This window comes from Arthrobacter sp. SIMBA_036 (assembly GCF_046535135.1).
Lineage (GTDB): Bacteria > Actinomycetota > Actinomycetes > Actinomycetales > Micrococcaceae > Arthrobacter.
Window position 1 is genome coordinate 133,571 of the sequence record NZ_JAWRXG010000001.1, and the last position, 20,082, is coordinate 153,652.

The window sequence follows — 20,082 nt, forward strand, 5'->3', positions numbered from 1 at the left end:
GTACTACCCAGAGGCGCGTGTTGGCAAAGCCCCGTGTTAACCGAGGTGTGCTTTAACCGGGGCGTGCTCTAACCGGTGCTCTAACTGAGGGGTGCGGAACCGCGCGCCCACAAGGACCGAAGGGCCGGGAAAGCCGTCTCGTATCCCTCCAACAGCTGTTTTCCGATGGCCGTGGATCCCACCAGCGGGTGTGCGGCGAAAGCCTGGAGGGCCGCTTCCCGGTCACCGTCCCGGGCGGCCCGGATGGTCAACTGCTCCACTTCCTTGACGTGCCGCATCAAGGTCAGGAACTGCCCGGCTGGCCTTTCCTGCGCGCGTGGCAGGGCGCCGTCGGACGTTACGTCGCAGGGCACCTCCACCACGGCAGTTTCGGGCAAGCCCGGCACGGCGAGCTCGGGCGGGCCGGTTTCGGGCGAGCCAGTTCCAGAGCGCAACGATGCGGCCACAGGGGAGTTCGGCACGTTCAGGATCAACTCGGTGCTTCCCCCGCCAGCCAAGGCCCGCATCACGGACAAGGCAACGCGCTCATACCCACCGCCGGCGAGATCATCCTCGTCACGCTCCTCTCCATTCTTGCGCGCCTCGGCCAAGTAGCCCTCCTCCCGGGCACGTCGGGCGGATTCCCAGAGCGCGTAGGCATGGGAGGAAGCCGTCAACGCTGGGTACAGGGCGTCCTGCTGATGATGGATGGCGGCCCCGCGTGTTTCCTTCAGGGCCCGGATGGCAGCGGTGGCGTGGTCTGTCTCGTAGTAGTAATAGAGGTACTCATTGGGTAGGCAGCGGAGCTTTTGCAGCATGTGTTGCCCAAACAAGCGGCCCTCTTCCATCGATTCAAGGGCCGCGTGATCAGCGAGCAGATCCGGCAGGACGTCGTGGCCTGCGGGCGCCAACCGATACAGCCAACCGAGGTGGTTCAGTCCGTAGTAGCCCACGCCGTCGAGCTTTCCCTCGCCTAACGGGACGCCCGCGGCGCGTGCGGCGCGCTGCACCAGCCCGCCAGCGGAATCGCAGATGCCAATGACCCGACGGCCCAGCACCGGGACCAATGCCTCGGTGACCATGCCTGCCGGGTTGCTGAAATTGATGAGCCACGCATCGGGGCAATGGGCCCGCATGGCTTCGGCCAGCTCCAACATGGTGGGAATGGAGCGCAGCGCGTAGGAAATGCCGCCCGCTCCGGTGGTTTCCTGGCCCAGCAGGCCCAGGTCCAAAGCGATGCGTTCGTCCGCGATGCGCCCGGCCGTACCGCCCGGACGGATCGCGGAAAAAACCATATCCGTCCCCGCCAAGGACTTTGCCAGATTGGTGGAAACCACGACGACGGGCCGGGAACCTTCGGCCACCGGCATGTCCCTTAGCACCGCGTCAATGGCGGCCAAGCGCGCGGCGTCGACGTCGTAAAGGACCAGTTCGCTGACGAGCCCTGCGAAGGGACCCGAGCAAAGGGCCCGGTACACCAGGGGAACCCTGAATCCGCCGCCGCCGGCGATCATGAGCCGCATGGGTTGAGTCTATGCAGCAAAGTGGCTGCAGCGTAGTGTGCGGTGCATGGACGCTATGCCCCAGCGCCGCTTCGATCCCCTTGCGGCAGTGCGCAAGGATGCGAACGGAGCCTGCGATCTTTTACTCACGGGAACGGTTTTCCAAGACATCATCTTCACGGGCCTGCCGCACTCGCCCGAACCGGGCACCGAAGTCTGGTCCGAAGGAATGGGGAGCTGCCCCGGCGGGGTGGCCAACCAGGCAATCGCTGCGGCCAGATTGGGCCTCCGCACGAGCCTCGCCGCCACCTTCGGTGATGACGGATATGGGGACTACAACTGGCAGATCCTTGAAAGCCAAGAGCACGTGGACCTTTCGATGTCCCAACGGGTGCCGGGTTGGCACTCGCCGGTAACGGTGTCCATGTGCGTCAACCAGGACCGCTCCATGGTCACCCACGGGCACCCGGCCCCGATCAGTGCCACAGAGCTGATGGGCGAACCACCCAAGGCCTTGGCCGCCGTCGCCGATCTGGGCGAAGAACTCGAACCATGGATGCATGCGGTGAAGTCCGCGGGCACAAAACTCTTCGGAGTGGTGGGCTGGGATCCCAGCGGAAAGTGGTCCGAGCGCCGGCTGGACCAACTGGAGAATTTCCACGCCTTCCTGCCCAACGCTCCTGAAGCCATGGCCTTCACGGGCAAGGACGACCCCTGGGCTGCACTGTACTCGCTGGCCGATCGCGTTCCCGTGGCCGTGGTGACGCTCGGTGTGCAAGGCGCCGTTGCCGTGGACTCGGAGACGGGGGAGGAGGAGTGGGTGCCGTCGCTGCCGGTCTCGGCCTACGATCCCACCGGAGCCGGAGACTGCTTTAGCGCGGCCTTCATCATGGGATCGTTGGCGGGGTGGCGGCTCGGGGACAGGTTGCGGTTCGCGAACTTGTGCGCCTCCCTCGCCGTCCAGCAAGTGGGAGGTTCGTTGGCTGCGCCTGGCTGGGGCGACATTGCCGACTGGTGGCAGCGCGCCAACGCCCGGAAGGAACGGCAGTCGAGCCAGTGGATACGGCGGTTCGCGTTCTTGGAGCCGATCCTGAAAGACATACCCGCCGGCGCCCAGCGGCGCGCCAAGGCAACCATCGCGCACCTGTCCGATGCCCAGTAGGTTGATTCGCAACGGACGTCCGCCCAAACTGAGGCCGTCACCAACCCCTGATTAAGCCCGGATCATTGGCAGCACTAGAATCTCTAGGGTGACTTACGAAGCAGCTGCAGATATCGGTATCGGGTCCACCACCCCCATCGCGAGGTCGGCGGTGCTTGAACGTTCCGCGCTGATCGACCTCGAAGCCGTGCGGCACAACGTCCGCCAGTTCGCCGGTATTGCCTCCCCCGCAGCTGTGATGGCCGTTGTGAAAGCCGACGCTTACGGTCACGGAGCCGTGCAAGTCGCCCGCGCCGCACTCGACGCCGGAGCGGCGTGGCTTGGTGTCGCGCACATCTCCGAGGCGCTCGCCTTGCGCGCCGCGGGAATCGAATCGCCACTGCTTGCCTGGCTGCACACCACCGAGAGCAACTTCCAGGCAGCTGTCGCCGCGGGCATCGACGTCGGAATTTCCGGGTGGGAGCTGGACGCCGTGGTCGCCGCCGCCCGCGACCAGGAGCGCCCGGCACGCGTGCACCTTAAAGTCGACACCGGCTTGGGCCGCAATGGCTGCCCCATTGGGGAATGGGACCACCTGGTGGGCCAAGCAATGGACTACCAGGACCAGGGCCTTCTCCGGGTGGTGGGAATCTTCTCGCATCTCGCTGTGGCAGATGAGCCGGAGCGGCCCGAAACGGATGCCCAGCTGGAACTGTTCCGCGAAGCCATCGCCATCGCCGAGGACGCCGGTGTGGACACCGAGGTGCGGCACATCGCCAACACACCCGCAACGTTGTCCCGTCCCGACTCACACTTTGACCTGGTCCGGGTCGGCTTGGGCGTCTACGGACTGTCACCGTTCGACGGCGTCACCTCCGCCGAGCTCGGCCTCCACCCCGCCATGACCGTCCGCACACTGTTGTCCAACTGTAAAAAGGTGCCGCAGGGACAGGGCGTCTCCTACGGCCTGAACTACCGGACCAAGGAAGAGAGCACCCTGGGCCTGGTGCCGTTGGGATACGCCGACGGCGTTCCCCGCATCGCGACAGGTGGACCAGTACGCGTCGCCGGCACAAACTACCCGGTGGTCGGCCGAATCGCGATGGACCAGATGGTCATCGACCTCGGGCCGCTGACAGCGGAGGAAGCAACCGCCCTCAAGGGCGCCGAAGCCGTGCTTTTCGGTGATGGAGCCGACGGCGGACCGACGGCGGACCATTGGGCAGCGGCTGCGGGCACCAACAATTACGAGATCGTCACGCGCATCAGCCCGAGGGTTCCCCGCAGTTACCTGAACGAGCTGCCTGCCCAGCCCACCGGGACGGCGACCCCGTGAACGGACCACAATGGGAGCGGACCGTAACGGTCACGACGGCGGAACAAACCCACGCGCTCGCTGCCGCGCTCGCCGGGCTGCTGGAGGCCGGGGACCTCCTGGTCCTCACGGGAGAACTTGGCGCCGGCAAGACGACTTTCACCCAAGGCCTGGGGGAGGGCCTCGGAGTCCGCGCAGGCATCATCTCGCCCACCTTCGTCTTGGTGAGGATCCACCCGAATCTCCCCGAAGGCCCCCGCCCCGGCGGCCCGGACCTGGTCCACGTTGACGCGTACAGGCTCGAATCGGCGGCCGAGATCGACGACATCGACTTGGAAAACACCATGGATACCGCCGTGACGGTGGTGGAATGGGGGCGTGACCGGGTGGAGCATCTCTCCGAGAGCCGCCTTGAAGTGGACTTGCATCGCTCGGTGGGCGGAGAGTCTGTTGCGGCCGGCGCGGAGCAGGTTATGGACTTCGATACCGAAGACGACGACGAACCCCGCACCATAGTCTTCCGCGGCTTCGGGCCGCGCTGGCCCGAAGCTCCGGAACTGCTGGAGTCCACGTCCCTTGGGGGAGGAAACTGATGCTTATTTTGGCCATAGACACCTCCGCAGTTGCCAGTGCGGCCCTCATTTCGGACGTCGCGATGGAAGGAGTCATCGACTCCTTCGCCACGGAGGACACCCGGAGCCATGCCGAAGTTCTCGCCCCGGGAATCGAAAAGCTCCTGGCCGGCGCAGGGGTTACCGGAGCGGACATCGATGCGATCGTGACCGGCGTCGGACCCGGACCCTTCACGGGATTGCGCTCCGGCATTGCGACCGCCCGGACGCTGGCTTTTGTCTGGAACAAGCCCCTGTACGGGCTCATGAGTTTGGACGCCATCGCCTTGGAGGTGGCCGAGTCCACCGCAGCGGCTCCTGAGTTCCTCGTTGCCACCGACGCACGGCGCAAAGAAGTCTACTGGGCTCGATACGCGGCCACAGAGGGCCAACTGCCTGAATTGCTGGACGGTCCCCATGTGGGATTCGCTGCCGATTTGCCCGACCTCCCCGTGTTCGGTGCTGGTGCGGGCCTCTATCCGGACGTCCTGCGCGCCGACGAGGACTTCGCCGATGCCCAGCCGAACGCAGCGGCCTTGGGCCAGTTTGCGATGGCCCGGCTCACGGCAGGCAAACCGCTGCTGGACTCCACGCCCTTGTACTTGCGGGAATCCGACGCCCAAGTGCCTGGGCCCAGGAAGCGGGCGCTCTGATGGGACGGAAACCGTGAAACTGCCTCCCCAACTCGAGCTTGCGGGGGTTTGCCTGCGTGAGATGACCGAGGCCGACATTCCCGCCGTCGAGGTCCTCGAACGCCGGCTATTTCCCGTCGATGCCTGGCCGTTGCAGATGTTTTTCGATGAACTCGCGCAGCCCGAAACCAGGCGCTACCTGGTGGCCGAGGTCGCCGGGGAGATCGTCGCCTACGCCGGCCTGATGTGCATCGAGCCGATCGCCGATGTCCAGACGATCGCCGTCGTGCCTGAATTCGAAGGCAAGGGGATCGGCTCAGCGATCCTGACCGAACTGATCCAGGAAGCCCGACGCCGGCACGCGGCGGACGTTCTCCTGGAGGTGCGGGCAGACAACCCCAGGGCCCAGAAGCTCTACCTTCGCTTCGGCTTTGAACGGATCCACATTCGCCCGCGGTACTACCGCGACGGCACCGACGCGCTGATCATGCGCCTGCCGCTGACCGGACCGCATCCCAACGAATCCGCCCCCACAGAAGGAGCCACCTGGTGAGCGCCGCACTTCCCAAGCAGCCGCTGGTCCTGGGCATCGAATCATCCTGTGACGAGACCGGCGTCGGAATTGTCCGCGGAACCACGCTGCTGACCAACACAGTGTCCTCGTCCATGGACGAGCATGTCCGCTTTGGCGGCGTCATCCCCGAGATCGCTTCACGGGCCCATCTGGATGCTTTTGTGCCGACGCTCCAAGAGTCGTTGCACGAGGCCGGGGTCACGTTGGACGACATCGACGCCATCGCCGTGACATCGGGGCCCGGCCTCGCAGGTGCCCTCATGGTGGGTGTCTGTGCTGCCAAGGCGCTCGCGGTGGCAACCGGAAAGCCGCTCTACGCGATCAACCATCTGGTGGCGCACGTTGGTGTTGGGCTGCTCGACGGAAAGTCGTCCGACGCCGGGCAGTTGCCGGCGTCGTTGGGCGCGCTTTTGGTCTCCGGTGGCCACACAGAGATCCTCCGGATCCGGAACATCACCGGCGATGTGGAACTTCTCGGTTCCACCATCGACGACGCCGCCGGAGAGGCTTACGACAAAGTAGCCAGGATTCTAGGCCTGGGTTATCCGGGTGGACCGGCGATCGACAAACTCGCCCGGCTTGGCAACCCAAAATCCATCCGCTTCCCGCGCGGACTGACACAGCCCAAGTACATGGGCACAGCCGAAGCCAAGGGACCGCACCGCTATGACTGGTCCTTCAGCGGCCTGAAGACGGCCGTGGCCCGTTGCGTTGAACAGTTCGAAGCCCGCGGAGACGAAGTGCCCGTTGCCGATATTGCCGCGTCCTTCCAGGAAGCGGTGGTGGATGTCATCACGTCCAAGGCCGTCCTGGCTTGCAAAGAGCATGGCATTAGCGATGTCCTGCTCGGTGGGGGAGTCGCGGCCAACTCCCGGCTCAGGGAGCTTACGGCCCAGCGATGTGCCTCGGCCGGGATCAAGCTCCACGTTCCGCCCCTTAACCTCTGCACGGACAACGGGGCCATGGTGGCCGCGCTCGGGGCACAGTTGGTGATGGCGGGAGTTGGTCCGAGCGGTGTGTCTTTTGCTCCGGACTCGTCCATGCCGGTGACGACGGTGTCAGTGCCGGCCTAAGTTTCGCAGGGCGGTGCCAGGAGGCGGTGCCAAGCGGTTTCAGGAGGCGGTGCTACGCGTCCGGCCCTTTGCGCATCTGCTGGACCAGATCCATGACAACTTCGCGCAGGTCGCCGTGATGCTCTGCGGCAACCCGGCGTTGGCGCTGGTAGCTGGCGCCGCGTTCGATGATCTTAAGGACGTCCGCCAGCTCCTCGGTGCAGCCAAGCTTCGCTGCCACCGGCTCCAACCTCGCAACAGTTTCTGCCAGATGCTCGGTGACCAACTGCTCATTGCCTTGGGCGTCGAGGATGATGATGGCTTCCAACCCATAACGGGCAGCGCGCCACTTGTTTTCCTGCACATGCCACGGCGGCATGGTGGGAATGGAACCGCCCGCGTCCAGGATGGTGGAGAACTCATCCACCAGGCATTGGGTGAGTGCAGCGATTGCGCCCACTTCTTCGAGGCTGGCCAAACCGTCGCAGATACGCATTTCGATGGTGCCCAAATTCGAAACCGGACGGATATCCCAGCGGATCTCGGAGGTGGAGTCGATCACCCCGGTGGTGAACATGTCCTGGACATAGGACTCGTACGCTTCCCAGGTCTCGAACTGGAAGGGCAGGCCGGCGGTGGGAAGCTGCTGGAACATCAAGGCGCGCTGTGATGCATAGCCGGTTTCCTCGCCTGCCCAGAACGGACTGGAGGCGGAGAGGGCCTGGAAGTGTGGGAAGTAATTCACCAGGCCGTCCAGGATCGGCAGGACCTTATCGCGGCGGTCGATGCCCACGTGGACGTGCACACCATAGATCACCATTTGGCGTCCCCACCACTGGGTCCGCTCGATCAACTTGGCGTAGCGCTCTTTATCGGTGACGGGTTGCAGCAGGGGCGGGCTGAAGGGGTGGCTTCCAGCGCAGAACACTTCAACGTCCATGGGGTCCGTGACTTCGCGGACGGCTGCCAAGGACCGGCTCAGGTCCTCCTTGGCTTCTTGGACGGTTTCGCAGATCCCGGTCACCAGTTCGACGGTATTGAGAAGGAGTTCACGCTTGATGTGCGGGTGCTCGTCGTCTTCGTTGAGGTCGGGGTGGTTTGCAGCGACGCCTTTGAGGACCTCATTTGCTACGGAGACCAGTTCTCCCGTACGTGCATTGACGAGCGCCAGCTCCCATTCCACACCCAGTGTCGATTGCCTGGATGGCGCAAAATCAATCTGCACGTAGTCCCCTCGTTGGTCTTGTCCGAGCCGGACACGGCCCCGCTGCAGGGCCGCCAGCGGTCGGCTCAAGTCTAATGCAGGGCGAACGACGTTTCTTGCCGGTGACCGAGGTGTTAAATGGGTGGATGCCCATCCTGAACAAAGACATGTCCCTGTGCATTTCGCTTGCAGCCCGGCCCAGCAACATCGGCACCCGGTTCCATAACTACTTGTATGATCTGCTCGGCTTGAACTTTGTCTATAAGGCGTTCGCCCCAACGGACATCGCGCTTGCCGTTGCCGGTATCCGCGGCCTTCCGATCAGGGGAGCGGCGGTGTCCATGCCGTACAAGGAAGACGTCATCGCCCTGGTCGATGTCATGGACCCATCGGCAAAGGCCATCGATTCGGTCAACACCATTGTGAACGACGACGGCGTCCTGACCGCCTACAACACTGACTACATCGCCATCGCGCGGCTGCTGAAAGACCACGAAGTCCCCAGCAGCCATACCGTCCTGCTCCGTGGTGCCGGTGGCATGGCCAAAGCTGTTGCAGCTGCCCTGCGGGATGCCGGCTTCACTGCGGTCACCATTGTGGCCCGCAACGAAACCAGCGGCCGTGCGCTGGCGGGTCTCTACGGTTTTGAATGGCAGGCCGAGGTCAACGGGTCCACCGCCGACCTCATCATCAACGTCACGCCACTGGGCATGGCCGGCTCAGATGAAGCGGTCCAGTCCTTTGATGACGCAGCTATCGCGGCCGCGGAGGTGGTGTTCGACGTCGTCGCCCTGCCTTCGGAGACTCCGCTCATCGCAGCGGCACGCCGAGCCGGAAAGCCGGTTATCACCGGAGCCGAGGTCATTGCCATCCAAGCCGAGGAACAGTTTGTCCTCTACACCGGTGTGCGTCCCACACCGGGGCAGGTGCGGGAAGCCTCGGAATTCTCGCGCCGCTAGGCTTCCACGCTGCATGTGGCAGAGGACGCAGCCTCCACCACAATGGCCACCCTGTCTTCGCCGATCCGGGTGAGGACCAAGGTGGCGGTCTTGGCCGTGAGTGACTTGTCCGGTTTCCCGGGGAGCAGCTGTTTCCGCAGCTCTTCCGGGGTCACGGACGTGCCGCGCTTCTTGATGTCCAGCACAGTGATGCCGTTGTTTTTGACCCACGACTTGAGGGCTTTGACGTTGTAGGGCATCACGTCAAGCACCCTGTAAGCACGGGCGAACGGAGTGTCGTGAAGTCCGGGTGCGCAAATATAGGCGATGTGCTCGTCCACCAGGTGCCCGCCCAGCTTTTCCGCGACGTCGGCCACCAAGCCCGCGCGGATCACGGCGCCATCGGGTTCGTATAGGTAGCCCTCAACCGGCCCGACGGCGGCAACAGGACCGCCGTCGAAATCCTCGCCGCTGGTGATTTCCGCGGCGCCCTGGGAACTAAGGACAAGGGCCGCGCGTCGGACGCCCGGCCGGGCCACCGCGTTGAACCACAACGCCACCTCCGTGACATCCCCGCCCACCGAAACCCACTGGGCTTCGCAGCCGCCCGGAACGGAGTCATGGGGTATGCCGGGCCCCATCTTCACACCGACGGCCCGGCCCGTGGATGCTACTGCCTCCACGAAGGACAGCGGGGGAGAGAACGCTTCGGGATCCCAGATCCTCTTGGTGCCGGACGTGGACGTGGTGCGTCGCGCCGGGTCCATCCATACGCCGTCGATCCCGTCGAGGTCCACTGCTGTCGCATCTGAATGCACCACCGTGGCGTGGGGGAACGGGATGAGGTTGATGGTGGCGCAGGCTGCAGTGGTTTCGTCCATCTCCACGGCCGTGACAGCGAGGTCCAACGATGCCATCGCCATGGAATCGGCGCCAAGGCCGCAACCGAGGTCCGCTACGTGGGCTATTCCCGCTGCGGCGAAACGTTCAGCGTGGCGGGCAGCAACCGTCAGCCGCGTGGCCTGCTCTAACCCTGCCTGGGTAAACAGCATTTGACGCGCGAATTCGCCGAACTTGGCCTCAGCGCGGGTCCGAAGGCGTGACTGTGTCAGCACTGCGGCCACCAGTTCTGGCGCGTGGCCCGCTTTCCGGAGGTCGGCGTTGATGGTGAAAGCCTCGGCCTCCCGGTAGGGGCCCAGGGAGGCAAGGAGTTCCCAGCCCTCAGTGGTCAGCAAGGGGGCAATCTGTTCCTGCGGTGCGTGGGACATGGCATCAAGCCTAATGGGCTGCGAAGCAGCGTCGTGACTTGGTATCAGGCCAGCTAGGGTTGTTTTCATGGAAGACAACGCAGCCCCGCAGCCCTCCGACGCCGACAACTCCGGCGGCGACAACCCGGACGCGGAGGGTCCGGCAGCGCCATTGGCTCCAGGTCATCCGGACCATCACCCGCTCGTGGCATCGGCCCGTCCTGCTTTGATCGCAGGAGCTGTGATTGCCGTGGTTTGTATCGCCTTCCTGGTCATCCTTTTCGTCCTCGATTCCTTCAACGCGGCCGCCTACTCAGTCAGCGGCAAGAGCGTCAGCGATGCCACCGATGAAGCGCGGCAGATCCGTGACCTCTACAGCGGCGCCCGCATAGGCGGGATCATCGCGCTGGTGGTTTCCGCCATCGTCGCCTTGGTGTCCGCGCTGGTGTTGTACCTCAATCGGGACGTCGTCCGGCGTGACGGTAACGACGACGGCGAGAGCTACCACCTCGACGACCTGACGGGCAGGTAGGAGTTCATCTATGGACGAAATGCTGGCACTCGCCTTGACCGAGTGCTAACCACTTACATAGAGTCTAGTTAGCACTCTCCCCCGGAGGGTGCTAACTACGCCAAGCGTCCACCGGCACCGCGACGACGGATGTACGCATCGGCACCCTAGTTCTTAGTCCATGAATCAGCTCATGAAAAGGAGAGTCCGAGTGTCGGTCTCGATTAAGCCTCTTGAGGATCGTATTGTTGTTCGCCCGCTCGAAGCAGAGCAGACCACCGCTTCCGGACTGGTCATTCCGGACTCCGCACAGGAGAAGCCGCAGGAAGGCGAAGTTGTTGCAATCGGCCCCGGCCGCTTCGATGACAACGGCAACCGCGTTCCGGTCGACGTAACTGTCGGCGACGTCGTTATCTACTCCAAGTACGGTGGAACCGAAGTCAAGACCGGCGGCAACGAGTACCTCGTTCTGTCCGCCCGCGACGTTCTGGCGATCGTCGTAAAGTAACTTCCTGGAGCCCCGCACCGCAGCCGCGTTGGATCTATTCCGACCAACGGCGGTGCGGGTTTTCCGTCTTGAAAGGACACAACCATGGCAAAGCAGCTTGCTTTTAACGATGCTGCCCGCCGGTCTCTTGAGGCCGGTATCGACAAGCTCGCCAACACTGTCAAGGTGACGCTTGGTCCGCGCGGCCGCAACGTCGTGCTGGACAAGAAGTGGGGCGCTCCCACGATCACCAATGATGGCGTGACCATCGCCCGTGAAGTCGAGCTTGACGACCCCTACGAGAACCTTGGCGCACAGTTGGCCAAGGAAGTAGCAACCAAGACCAACGATGTCGCCGGTGACGGCACCACCACCGCCACCGTCCTGGCCCAGGCCCTGGTCAAGGAAGGCCTGCGCAACGTAGCTGCAGGCGCGGCTCCGGGTGAGATCAAGCGAGGCATCGAAGTTTCCGTCGAAGCCATCGCAGCACGTCTCTTGGAGAACGCCAGCGAAGTTGAAGGCACCCAGGTAGCCAACGTTGCTGCTATTTCCGCGCAGAGCGACGAGGTCGGCGAACTGCTGGCAGAAGCGTTCGGCAAGGTGGGCAAGGATGGCGTCATCACCATCGAAGAGTCCTCCACCACGCAGACGGAATTGGTCCTCACTGAGGGCATGCAGTTCGACAAGGGCTACTTGTCCCCGTACTTCGTCACCGACGCGGAACGCCAGGAAGCTGTCCTCGAAGACGCCCTGATCCTGATCAACCAGGGCAAGATTTCCTCGCTGCAGGAATTCCTGCCCCTGCTGGAAAAGGCACTGCAGGCCTCCAAGCCGCTCTTCATCATTGCCGAAGACATCGAGGGTGAGGCCCTGTCCACCCTGATCGTGAACCGCATCCGCGGCACGCTCAACGTTGTCGCCGTCAAGGCTCCCGGCTTTGGCGATCGCCGCAAGGCCATGCTGCAGGACATCGCAACACTCACCGGGGCACAGGTTGTCTCCCCGGACCTTGGCCTGAGCCTGGACACCGTGGGCCTGGAGGTCCTCGGTACCGCACGACGCATCACGGTGACCAAGGACAACACCACGATCGTCGATGGTGCCGGCACCGCTGAGGACGTAGCGGATCGCGTTGCGCAGCTTCGCGCCGAGCTCACCCGTACGGACTCCGACTGGGACCGGGAGAAGCTGCAGGAACGCTTGGCCAAGCTCGCTGGCGGCATCGGCGTCATCAAGGTTGGCGCAGCCACCGAGGTTGAGCTGAAGGAAAAGAAGCACCGCATCGAGGACGCTGTTTCCTCCACGCGTGCCGCCCTCGAAGAAGGCATCGTTTCCGGTGGCGGTTCCGCACTTATCCACGCCCTCAAGGCGCTGGACGAGTCCGAAGCCGTTGCGGCGCTTGAGGGGGATGCTGCAGCTGCTGTTGGCATTGTCCGCCGAGCCCTCATCCAGCCCCTGCGTTGGATCGCCCAGAACGCCGGCTTTGATGGCTTCGTGGTTGTTTCCAAGGTCTCTGAACTTGAAGCCAACCACGGATTCAACGCCAAGACCGGCGAGTACGAGGACCTGATCGCCGCTGGCGTGATCGACCCCGTCAAGGTCACCCGTTCGGCCCTTCGCAACGCCGCTTCCATCGCAGCCTTGGTTCTCACCACTGAGACCTTGGTTGCCGAGAAGCCCGCTGAAGAAGAAGACGCACACGCAGGGCACCAGCACTAACCTGCCCTTCAAAGCCCCGGTCACTGTTTTTGGTGGCCGGGGCTTTTGCCGTGTAGGACCAGTAGCGTGCAGGACCAGTAGGGCGGCCTATTGTGACGCGTCCGACGTCGGCAGTAACCTGACGCTATTACGGCGGTTTCGGGCGAACACCGGGCCGCTACCCTGCAGGGTGAGTCATGACAGCACCGGCCACAGCGTTGGACCTCGGCCGCTCGGCGTACTTCGAGCGCCGGTGGAGGGATGCGTTGGATTACTTGGCCCGGGCGGACACCGAAGGGGGATTGCCGCCTGCGGACATCGAGTTGGCGGCATCGGTTGCGATGCTGCTCGGGCTGACCATGGAAAGCGTTGACTACCTTTCCCGGGCCCACGACGAATTCCTGACCCTTGGAGATACGGACAGTGCAGCGCGCTGCGCCGCTTGGCTGGTCCTTTTCCTCATGGACATGGGCGAGGAGGCACGTGGCAACGGCTGGCTATCGCGCGCCAAGCATTTGCTGCAGGGAATGAAAGGTCCCAGTGCCGCCGAGGGATACTTGCTCATTCCAGCCGGGCTCGGCTCATTACGTGCCGGCAACCCGGAGGCCGGGCGTGCCTTGTTCAGCCGCGCCTTGGACATGGGGCTTGCGTGCCATGACAAGGACCTGGAGGCAATGGGGTTGCTGGGCGTAGGAACCTCGCAAGTGTCCCTCGGGCATACGGATGAAGGGCTTCAGCTCCTTGACGAGGTCATGGTTGCGGTGGGCGCAGGGGAGGTCTCTCCCATTCCGGCGGGCATCATCTACTGCGCGGTGCTGGGCAGTTGTCGCGTTGCCCACGATGTCCAACGCGCCCAAGAGTGGACGGTGGCGTTGGAACGCTGGTGCGGAGACCGTCCCGACATGGTCATGTTCAGTGGGCAATGCCAGGCGCACCGTGCAGAGCTGCTCATTCTTCACGGTGCATGGGACGACGCAATGTCGGTGGCCCGTTCGGCCGAAGGCCGGGTCAGGAAAGGCGACCCTGATGCCACTTTCGGTGCGTGGTACCAACAAGGGGAAGTATTTCGGCTGAGGGGTTCATTCGAAGAAGCAGGAGCGGCTTACGCCATGGCGGCAGAGACGGGCTTCGAACCCGTTCCCGGGATAGCCTTCCTCCAGTTGGCCCAGCACCGGACGCAACAGGCGCGGGCCACCATACGCCGGGCCGTGGAGGGCGCGGACGCAGCCAACCGGCGTCGCCTGTTGCCGGCGTTGGTCGACGTCGAACTTGCCGCGGGCAATCTCGAGGCCGCCAAGACCGCCTCACATGAATTGGCTGCGCCCTTGAACCATCAAAGCCGCCCCTTGGAGTTGGCACTTGCCGCCCAGGCTGAAGCCCAAGTTCTGCTCGCCGAGGATCCCGCATCTTCCCTTCAAGCAGGCAGACGCGCTTGGCGGCTCTGGTACAGCCTGGAAGCGCCTTACGAGGCAGCGCGTTGCAGGGTGCTCGTGGGCAGGGCATGCGCCGCAATGGGCGATGCCGACTCGGCGGCCATGGAGTTCGAGGCTGCCAAGGCCGAATTCGTCGATCTTGGTGCACTACCGGCCGTTGCTGAAGTCTTGGAACTAAGCGGCGAAAAGCCCAAAGGCGAGTCCCAGCTGACTGCCCGGGAGCTGGAAGTATTGCGCCTCATTGCGGGCGGCCGCTCGAACAGGAGCATCGCGCGTGAGCTTTACCTTAGCGAGAAGACAGTCGCCCGTCATGTGAGCAACATTCTCTCCAAACTCTCGGTGCCCTCCAGGGCCGCAGCGACCAGTTTTGCCTTCCAGCACCGCCTGGTCAATGGTGGTCCGCTACCTTTTTCGTAGCCCATTGCTGATGCAGGGCTGAGGACACCCACACCTACGCGCTCTTGAGTGGGCTTAAATACCCATGTCCTGCCACGAGGAATGCGCATTTCGCCCGACGCGGCGCGAGCCCCCGGCCGCCTAGCGTGGCTGTATCGGCATCCGTTGCCAGGACCAGCAGGAAGGAATGCACCATGGACACGAGGCAGCACACAGAAGTGGACACCGTCATCGTCGGCGGTGGCCAGGCGGGTCTGGCGCTTGGGTATTGGCTTGCCCGGGAAGGGCGGGATTTCGTGATTCTCGACGAGAATGCCAGGGCAGGGGAGGCATGGCGTCAACGGTGGGACTCGCTGCGACTCTTCACCCCGGCCAAGTACGACGGACTTCCGGAGGCTCCCTTCCCAGGCGACCCCCTGGCCTTTCCCCCGAAGGATGAACTTGCAGACTACTTGGAAGAGTACGTCCGCCGCTTCGATCTTCCCTTCCGTCCGGCTACCCGTGTGGACGAGATCCGCCAAGACGGGCAGAGATTCATCGTCATCTCAAAAGATCACACATGGCACGCCAGCAACGTAGTTATTGCTACGGGTGGGCACCGCATACCCAAAACGCCACCCTTCGCATCGGAATTGGACCCGAGGATACTTCAGCTGCATTCGCAGGACTACAAGAATCCGGGGCAATTGCGGCAGGGGACCGTTCTGGTGGTCGGGCTCGGCAACTCGGGGGCGGAGATCGCGCTGGAGACGGGCCGCAGCCACCACACTGTGCTGGCAGGCAAGCCCAGCGGCGAGTTGCCGATGCGGCACGGGCGGACGGCGGCCCGTTTCGGCTTGCCCATTGTCCGGTTCGCTGGCTTGCACATCCTTAACCTCAACACTCCTATCGGACGGAAGGTGGCCCCCAGGTTCAAGTCCATGGCAGCGCCCCTCATCCGGACAAAGACCAAAGACCTGACGGCCTCGGGCGTGAGCCTGGTTCCCAGGCTGGCCGGCGTCTCCGGGGGTCAACCAGTTGTGGAGGATGGGACCGAAATCGATGCGGCCACGATCATTTGGTGCACCGGTTACCACGAGGATTACTCGTGGGTGAAGCTCCCGGCTTTTGACGAGCACGGCAGCCCGGCGCAAACCAGGGGAGTAGCGGACAAAGTTCACGGGCTCTACTTCCTTGGCCAGGAGTTCCTGTATTCCGCAGCCTCCGCCACGCTGCCGGGGGTCACACAGGATGCAAGATACCTGGCCCGCAGGATAACGATGACCAGTGAATCCGCGGTGGTGCCCGCGCCCACGGCCGAGCGCAGAATGGCATAGCACAGGTGGCGCACAGGGAAGGCTGGGACAACGCATAGCTGGATTTGAGCTAATAGACAGCGAAGACGCGGTCGGGGCAAGCATCCCCTGGGGGCTTGTGACCTAGCCGCGTAGTATGGATACTTTGTGCCGCTGCTTTGAGGAACCACCAACGTGATTACGCCAACGATCCCAGCCCCCACCCGACGTGACAGGAGGGCTGCTGGAGCCGTTGGAAAGCCGAATTACCGGCCCGAGATCCAAGGTCTTCGCTCATTGGCTGTGCTCATGGTGGTCAGTTACCACGTCTGGATCGGCAGGGTCTCCGGGGGTGTCGATGTCTTCTTGCTGATCTCCGCGTTCCTCATGACCTTGCAGTTCACCAGACGCTATGAACAAGGCCGCGCCATGGACCTCGTCCGGCACTGGCTGCACCTGTTCAGGCGGCTGCTTCCCGCCGTCGTCGTGGTGCTGCTCGCAACCCTCGCGGCCACTTTCGCCTTCCTGCCGGCAACGCGGTGGGTGGATGTGGTCCATCAGGTCTGGGCCTCGTTGTTCTACTTTGAAAACTGGCTTCTGCAAAGCCTGGCGGTGGACTACTACGCTGCGGACCACAGCCTGGCAAGCCCGGTGCAGCACTTCTGGTCGCTGTCCATCCAGGGCCAGATTTTCATCATGTGGCCGGTTATCTTTGCCGTGGTGGCCGTGCTGTGCCGCCGTTTCCGATTGCGCTACCGTGCCTGCCTGGCCTATGTCTTCGCCATCATTTTTGCTGCTTCCCTGACGTACTCCATCATTTTCACTGCCCAGAACCAAGCGGTGGCGTACTTCGATACGTTTGCCCGTCTGTGGGAATTTGCCCTGGGCACGCTTGTGGCGCTGGCATTGCCCTTCCTCAAGCTGAGCCAGCCGGTCCGGATCGCCATGGGCTGGGTAGGTGTGGTGGCGATGCTCAGTTGCGGCATCGTCCTCCAGGTCCAGACGGCGTTCCCGGGTTTCCTTGCCCTGTGGCCCACGCTCGCCGCCACCGCGGTGATCGCGGCGGGACAAACCGGAAGCCGCTGGGGAGCGGACCGGATACTGAGTTCAAAGTTCCTGGTCCGCCTGGGAGATAACTCTTACGCGCTGTACCTGTGGCACTGGCCCATCCTGGTCATCGCGCTTGCCTGGAGTGGGAAGTCCCACGCCGGGTGGCTCTCCGGAACAGTGATCATAGCCACTGCACTGACGCTGGCGTTCGTGACCACCAAATTCGTCGAGAAGCCATTTAGGCAATGGAAATGGCCCGAGGAGAAACGGCGCCGTGCACTCATAGCCATCGTGGCGTGCCTGGCCCTGGTCTCCGGACCCTTGCTGGGCTTCCAGTACAAGCAGCTCATGGATCAACGGGCCGCCGAGACCCAGGCTTTCAACGATAATCCGGGGGCGGCCGCGCTCCTTCCCGGCTATGTCAACCTTGTCAGCGCCGGTGCCAAGACGTTGCCTACCGCAGCCCAGCTCCCCAAGGACTGGGCGAACCTCGGCGGATCGTGCCAAGGCACGTCGAAGCCAAGCGACAAGCTGCTCCAGGCCAATTGCCAACAGAACGACGTCGGCGATGATGCCACCAAGTCCATCGTGGTGCTCGGCGACTCCCACGCTCAGCAGTGGATGGGGGCGCTGGCCCCCCTCGCGGAGACCGAGCACTGGAAGGTCACCTCCCTGCTCCTGGGTGGTTGTCGGACTATGCCTGAGACGCCGGCCGCGAGCGCGGAGTGCAACACCTTCAATGCCGCCGCCCTGAAATACGTGGAGGCCAACAAGCCGAGCGCAGTGTTCATGGTGGGAACTGATGCTTCCCCTTCCTCCCCGAACGAACAGTTGGTGGACGGCTTCGCCCAGACGGTGAAAACCTTCAACGACCTCGGTGTGAAGGTGGTAGCCATCCGTGATAACCCCAGGTACAACTTCAACGTCACCGAGTGTGCGCTGTCCAAGGGTGCGGACAATGCGGCCTGCAAGTCCAAGGAAGCCAGTGTTCTCGCACCGCAAAGCCCCTTCGCAGCGGTCCAAGGGTCCTTCGCTAACGCAGCGTTCCTGGACATGACCGACCTGCTGTGTGACGGCGTCGAGTGTTCACCGGTGGTGGGGAATATGTTCGTCTACCTGGATGACAACCATTTGTCCAAGACCTACGTGGCCAGCATGGGGGACACGTTCAATGCACGCTGGTTTGCCGCCACGGGCTGGCAACAATAGCTGGCCCGCTAGGACTGCGGGCAACGAGAACCGCACGTGCCGTTGCTCACAGTCAGGCGTCGTGGAATATGGCGATCGCCGCTGAGGTTCTACTATTTATTCAATACCGGCGGCCCGTTCCGCCATTGAAGTAGATATGCCATTGAAGTAACTATGCACAGGCCAGTCCCGTAATGACGGGCTGGTCATCAGTTGCAACCCCTACCAGTTAAGCCCCCAGAACCCAGGTAAGAGGCGCACACTCATGACCCAGCCCGAACACAATCCCTTTGGCTTCATTGGCCTGACGTACGACGACGTCCTGTTGCTCCCCGGACACACCGACGTCATTCCGTCCGAGGCTGACACCTCGTCCCGTATTTCCAAGCGGATCGGCGTGCAGACACCCTTGCTTTCTGCTGCCATGGACACCGTTACTGAGTCGCGCATGGCGATCGCCATGGCACGCCAGGGCGGCCTCGGCGTCGTGCACCGCAACCTGTCCATCGCTGACCAGGCCGAGCACGTGGACCGCGTCAAGCGCAGCGAATCCGGGATGATCACCAACCCGCTGACCATCGGTCCGGAAGCGACCTTGCAGGAGCTCGATGAGCTTTGCTCCCGCTACCGCGTATCCGGCCTGCCCGTGGTGGACACCGACGGGCGGCTCCTCGGCATCGTCACCAACCGCGACACCCGCTTCATTCCCGAGTCGGACTTCCCGCTGCGGAGCGTCAGCGACGCCATGACCAAGATGCCCCTCATCACCGGGCACGTGGGCATCAGCCGCGAGGAAGCCTCGCACAAGCTGGCCACCAACAAGATCGAGAAGCTTCCTCTGGTGGACGAGCAAGGCCGGTTGAAGGGCCTCATCACCACCAAGGACTTCACCAAGGCAGAGCAGTACCCCCTGGCGACCAAGGACGACGAAGGCCGCCTTCGCGTGGGCGCTGCCATCGGCTTCTTCGGCGATGGTTGGGAGCGCGCCATGACGTTGATCGACGCCGGCGTTGACGCCCTTTTCGTGGACACCGCAAATGGCCACTCCCAGGGTGTGCTGGACATGATTGCCCGCCTGAAATCCGATCCCGTTGCCGCGCATGTGGACATCATCGGTGGCCAGGCCGCAACCCGCGAAGGGGCGCAGGCATTGATCGACGCCGGTGCTGACGGTATCAAGGTGGGCGTTGGGCCCGGCTCCATCTGCACCACCCGTGTGGTGGCCGGTGTGGGCGTCCCCCAGATCACGGCCATTTACGAATCCGCGAAGGCTGCCATCCCCGCCGGCGTGCCGCTGATCGCCGACGGCGGACTCCAGTACTCCGGTGACATCGGAAAAGCCCTCGTTGCCGGTGCCGATACTGTGATGCTCGGTTCCCTCTTGGCCGGCTGTGAGGAATCCCCGGGCGACCTCATCTTCGTCAACGGCAAGCAGTTCAAGAGCTACCGCGGTATGGGGTCCCTCGGCGCCATGCAGTCCCGCGGCAAGAACACGTCCTATTCCAAGGACCGCTACTTCCAGGCGGACGTTTCCGGTGACGACAAGCTCATCCCCGAAGGCATCGAAGGACGCGTGGCCTTCCGCGGCCCGCTGGCGTCCGTTGCTTACCAGCTGGTGGGTGGGCTCCGCCAGACCATGTTCTACACGGGTGCTCCCACCATCCCTGAGCTCAAGGCTCGCGGCAAGTTTGTCCGCATCACGCCCGCCGGCCTCAAAGAATCCCACCCGCACGACATCCAGATGACGGTGGAGGCGCCGAACTACGGCTCCCGCTGATCTTCCGCAAGAAAGCTGTTCCCCGCGGAAAACCTCCGCGGGGAACTGCCATTTAACGGCAAGCAGCGGAACC

Annotated in this window: 17 protein-coding genes; 14 read left to right on the forward strand and 3 right to left on the reverse strand. The window is 63.5% G+C overall.

Going from position 1 to position 20,082, the window contains the following annotated elements:
* Window positions 1-80: 80 nt before the first annotated feature.
* Window positions 81-1,502 carry a 6-phospho-beta-glucosidase gene (locus SB659_RS00685; protein WP_410549191.1) on the reverse strand — a complete coding sequence of 474 codons (1,422 nt, stop codon included), beginning with the start codon at window positions 1,500-1,502 and terminating at the stop codon, window positions 81-83.
* Window positions 1,503-1,548: 46 nt separating this feature from the next.
* Between SB659_RS00685 and SB659_RS00690 the strand changes: the two genes are divergently transcribed.
* The 6 genes from SB659_RS00690 to tsaD all read left to right on the forward strand — a co-directional run bounded on the left by SB659_RS00690 (window position 1,549) and on the right by tsaD (window position 6,827).
* A complete protein-coding gene (locus SB659_RS00690) occupies window positions 1,549-2,643 on the forward strand; it encodes a carbohydrate kinase family protein (protein WP_410549192.1) in 1,095 nt (364 codons plus the stop codon).
* Between the two features lie 88 nt (window positions 2,644-2,731).
* Window positions 2,732-3,958 (forward strand): alanine racemase, encoded by a 1,227-nt coding sequence (gene alr, locus SB659_RS00695; protein WP_410549193.1) that lies wholly within the window; start codon window positions 2,732-2,734, stop codon window positions 3,956-3,958.
* Window positions 3,955-4,530, forward strand: coding sequence for a tRNA (adenosine(37)-N6)-threonylcarbamoyltransferase complex ATPase subunit type 1 TsaE (gene tsaE / locus SB659_RS00700; protein ID WP_410549194.1), 576 nt, complete (start codon window positions 3,955-3,957; stop codon window positions 4,528-4,530). Before alr ends, tsaE begins: the two co-directional genes overlap by 4 nt.
* Window positions 4,530-5,201 (forward strand): tRNA (adenosine(37)-N6)-threonylcarbamoyltransferase complex dimerization subunit type 1 TsaB, encoded by a 672-nt coding sequence (tsaB, locus tag SB659_RS00705; RefSeq protein ID WP_284978994.1) that lies wholly within the window; start codon window positions 4,530-4,532, stop codon window positions 5,199-5,201. The genes tsaE and tsaB overlap by 1 nt, the downstream gene beginning before the upstream one ends.
* A gap of 13 nt (window positions 5,202-5,214) precedes the next feature.
* Window positions 5,215-5,733: a ribosomal protein S18-alanine N-acetyltransferase gene (gene rimI / locus SB659_RS00710; protein WP_410549195.1), complete on the forward strand. Its 519-nt coding sequence runs from the start codon at window positions 5,215-5,217 to the stop codon at window positions 5,731-5,733.
* Window positions 5,730-6,827, forward strand: a complete 1,098-nt coding sequence (gene tsaD, locus SB659_RS00715; protein WP_410549196.1) for a tRNA (adenosine(37)-N6)-threonylcarbamoyltransferase complex transferase subunit TsaD — start codon at window positions 5,730-5,732, stop codon at window positions 6,825-6,827. Before rimI ends, tsaD begins: the two co-directional genes overlap by 4 nt.
* Before the next feature lie 52 nt (window positions 6,828-6,879).
* Here tsaD and SB659_RS00720 read toward each other — a convergent pair whose 3' ends face one another.
* Window positions 6,880-8,031, reverse strand: a complete 1,152-nt coding sequence (locus SB659_RS00720; RefSeq protein ID WP_284978991.1) for a glutamate--cysteine ligase — start codon at window positions 8,029-8,031, stop codon at window positions 6,880-6,882.
* Window positions 8,032-8,156: 125 nt separating this feature from the next.
* Between SB659_RS00720 and SB659_RS00725 the strand changes: the two genes are divergently transcribed.
* Window positions 8,157-8,969, forward strand: a complete 813-nt coding sequence (locus SB659_RS00725; RefSeq protein ID WP_284978990.1) for a shikimate 5-dehydrogenase — start codon at window positions 8,157-8,159, stop codon at window positions 8,967-8,969.
* On the opposite strand, the gene SB659_RS00730 is transcribed toward SB659_RS00725, so the two are convergent.
* A complete protein-coding gene (locus SB659_RS00730) occupies window positions 8,966-10,216 on the reverse strand; it encodes a THUMP-like domain-containing protein (protein ID WP_410549197.1) in 1,251 nt (416 codons plus the stop codon). The genes SB659_RS00725 and SB659_RS00730 overlap by 4 nt on opposite strands.
* 67 nt (window positions 10,217-10,283) lie before the next feature.
* Here SB659_RS00730 and SB659_RS00735 point away from each other — a divergent pair, with 67 nt between their 5' ends.
* The 7 genes from SB659_RS00735 (at window position 10,284) to guaB (ending at window position 20,009) form a co-directional block, all read left to right on the forward strand.
* The gene (locus SB659_RS00735) at window positions 10,284-10,727 is read left to right on the forward strand and encodes a hypothetical protein (protein ID WP_410549198.1); all 444 of its coding nucleotides are present in this window, start codon (window positions 10,284-10,286) and stop codon (window positions 10,725-10,727) included.
* 190 nt (window positions 10,728-10,917) lie between these two features.
* Window positions 10,918-11,214, forward strand: a complete 297-nt coding sequence (gene groES / locus SB659_RS00740) for a co-chaperone GroES (protein ID WP_211711208.1) — start codon at window positions 10,918-10,920, stop codon at window positions 11,212-11,214.
* A gap of 84 nt (window positions 11,215-11,298) precedes the next feature.
* Window positions 11,299-12,912 carry a chaperonin GroEL gene (groL, locus tag SB659_RS00745; RefSeq protein ID WP_410549199.1) on the forward strand — a complete coding sequence of 538 codons (1,614 nt, stop codon included), beginning with the start codon at window positions 11,299-11,301 and terminating at the stop codon, window positions 12,910-12,912.
* 176 nt (window positions 12,913-13,088) lie between these two features.
* The gene (locus SB659_RS00750; RefSeq protein WP_284978986.1) at window positions 13,089-14,741 is read left to right on the forward strand and encodes a response regulator transcription factor; all 1,653 of its coding nucleotides are present in this window, start codon (window positions 13,089-13,091) and stop codon (window positions 14,739-14,741) included.
* Between the two features lie 173 nt (window positions 14,742-14,914).
* A complete protein-coding gene (locus SB659_RS00755) occupies window positions 14,915-16,036 on the forward strand; it encodes a flavin-containing monooxygenase (RefSeq protein ID WP_410549200.1) in 1,122 nt (373 codons plus the stop codon).
* Between the two features lie 153 nt (window positions 16,037-16,189).
* Window positions 16,190-18,253 (forward strand): acyltransferase family protein, encoded by a 2,064-nt coding sequence (locus tag SB659_RS00760; RefSeq protein ID WP_284978984.1) that lies wholly within the window; start codon window positions 16,190-16,192, stop codon window positions 18,251-18,253.
* Window positions 18,254-18,497: 244 nt separating this feature from the next.
* Complete coding sequence (gene guaB / locus SB659_RS00765) at window positions 18,498-20,009, forward strand: IMP dehydrogenase (RefSeq protein ID WP_410549201.1); 1,512 nt, start codon at window positions 18,498-18,500, stop codon at window positions 20,007-20,009.
* Window positions 20,010-20,082: the final 73 nt, after the last annotated feature.